This is a genomic window from Bergeriella denitrificans NBRC 102155 (genome assembly GCF_001592185.1).
Taxonomy (GTDB): Bacteria; Pseudomonadota; Gammaproteobacteria; order Burkholderiales; family Neisseriaceae; genus Neisseria; species Neisseria denitrificans.
Map to the genome: position 1 here is coordinate 1 of NZ_BCWL01000282.1, position 2,082 is coordinate 2,082.

A 2,082-nucleotide genomic window follows, 5' to 3' on the forward strand; every position below is an offset into this window, starting at 1 on the left:
TTCGACTATATCTGTACTGTCTGCGGCTTGCCGCCTTATATCTTTCTTATTTGAATCCACTATAACATGCCTGCCATGCCGTCTGAAAAAGACATTGGACTTTCAATAAGATATAAACAACAGCCGATGATTACCATACCAGATAAAACATCGCCTTCGCCAGAAACACAATCAGCAGCATATGCGAAAACACCACCGCATGAATATATTTCGACCAGCCGACGGTGAGCGTACCCCGCGCCATCTTCACCACGGCGACGGCAAAGTGCAGCAACACGCTGAACGCCAGCACGATTTTCGCCAGCAGCATCGTACCGAACGGCGAATCAAACGGATGGTGCAGAACCGGCACATACCGCACCCACACCATCACCAAACCCGACAGAAACAGCAAAACCACCACCGGCGGCATCACCCGCACGGCACGGTAAGACATCGCCTTTTCCACCTCACGCCTTGCCTCCCGCGACACCCGCTTGGTGTGCAGTACCGACAAAACCAGCATCTCGAAAAACACACCGCCCACAAAAGCAATCGCACAAAAAAGGTGCACGATATGCGCCACCGCATAAAGATTCATCACAACTTCCTTTCTTCCGCCGCAGGGTATCAACGTGACGCCATGCCCATCCGGCGCGGATAGCCGGCATCATGCCGATTGCTCCGGCCCCTTATTTTCAATGACCATAGTGTACCACAAGCCGCCTACCCGCCGTGGCAAGCAAACCGCCCGTGATGCCGTCCGAAAATACCGTTTTTCAGACGGCATCACGCATCCGCAGCAGATAATTCATTTTCAAACATTCCCGTTTGCATAACCCGGGCGCGCATGAAAGCCGACCTGCTGATTGGGTTGAGATTTTCCGTAAAATAGAATAAGATAATCCCCAAAATATAAAACAATAACATTATCATCAAAACAAATTAGCGCGCCGCCCCGGCCGCCCGCTTCCTCTCCCCACCAATCATCCGCCGCCATTCCGGACGGCTCTTTTCCGGAAACCTCCTCTTAGCGACGCTTCAACCGTTTGACTTCTACACCGGAGAACCATGATGGCACACCAATCCAAACACGCCTCCATCAACATCAGCCTGATTCAGGCCCGCGAAGCGTTAATGACCCAGTTCCGCCCCATCCTGAACCAAGCCAACATCACCGACCAGCAATGGCGCATCATCCGCCTGCTGGCCGAAAACGGCACGCTGGATTTCCAAGACCTCGCCACCCAAGCCTGCATCCTGCGCCCCAGCTTAACCGGCATCCTGACCCGCCTGGAAAAAGCCGGCCTGGTTGTCCGCCTCAAACCCTCCAACGACCAGCGCCGCGTTTACCTGAAGCTCACCGCCGAAGGCGAAAAACTCTACGAAACCATAGGCATCAAAGTCGATGAGCGCTACGACGCCATCGAAGCCGTGTTCTCCAAAGAAAAACTGACCGAGCTGAAGGCGCTGCTGTCGCAACTGGCCGCCATCGAGCAGTCGCTGCAATAAACATAAAAAATCCGCATGACCCAAACACACACACTCAAATCCGCCTTCCGCGATGCCATGGCTTCCTGCGCCGCCGGCGTGCACGTCATTACCACCGACGGCGCGGCCGGCCGCTACGGCATTACCATGACCGCCGTCACCTCCGTAACCGACACGCCGCCGACGATTATGCTGTGCATCAACAGCGAAGCGGCCATCATCCCGATTTTGTCGGCCAACCGCGATCTGTGCATCAACACACTTTCAGACGGCCAGCAGGACATCGCCGAGCATTTCGCCGGCATGACCAATCTTTCCCCTGAAGAGCGTTTTGAATACCACATCTGGCATCGCGGCCAAACCGGCCAGCTGGAAGTCGAAGGCGCACTCGCGCATCTGCACGGCAGCATCGTCAGCCACAGCCAAGTCGGCACGCATTATGTGTTTTTCGTCGAACTGAACGAAATCAAAGTCAACGAAGCGCACCCACCCGCCCTGCTGTATTTCCGCCGCCGCTTCCGCTCGCTGGATTAAGCGCGGGAAATATCCACACGCCGAAAAAGCCGTCTGAAAATGCCCCGCTCCTACGGTGGCGATTTTCAGACGGCTTTA

Annotated in this window: 4 protein-coding genes; 2 read left to right on the forward strand and 2 right to left on the reverse strand. The window is 55.0% G+C overall.

What is annotated here, in order from left to right; translation table 11 throughout:
* Positions 1-130 precede the first annotated feature (130 nt).
* Positions 131-580: a CopD family copper resistance protein gene (locus BDE01S_RS10200; RefSeq protein WP_066081169.1), complete on the reverse strand. Its 450-nt coding sequence runs from the start codon at positions 578-580 to the stop codon at positions 131-133.
* Between the two features lie 216 nt (positions 581-796).
* Positions 797-979 (reverse strand): hypothetical protein, encoded by a 183-nt coding sequence (locus BDE01S_RS10205; protein ID WP_066081172.1) that lies wholly within the window; start codon positions 977-979, stop codon positions 797-799.
* Between the two features lie 74 nt (positions 980-1,053).
* On the opposite strand from BDE01S_RS10205, the gene hpaR reads away from it, so the two are divergent.
* Positions 1,054-1,491 (forward strand): homoprotocatechuate degradation operon regulator HpaR, encoded by a 438-nt coding sequence (gene hpaR, locus BDE01S_RS10210; RefSeq protein WP_066081178.1) that lies wholly within the window; start codon positions 1,054-1,056, stop codon positions 1,489-1,491.
* A 15-nt stretch (positions 1,492-1,506) separates the two neighbouring features.
* A complete protein-coding gene (hpaC, locus tag BDE01S_RS10215) occupies positions 1,507-2,004 on the forward strand; it encodes a 4-hydroxyphenylacetate 3-monooxygenase, reductase component (protein ID WP_066081175.1) in 498 nt (165 codons plus the stop codon).
* Positions 2,005-2,082 lie beyond the last annotated feature (78 nt).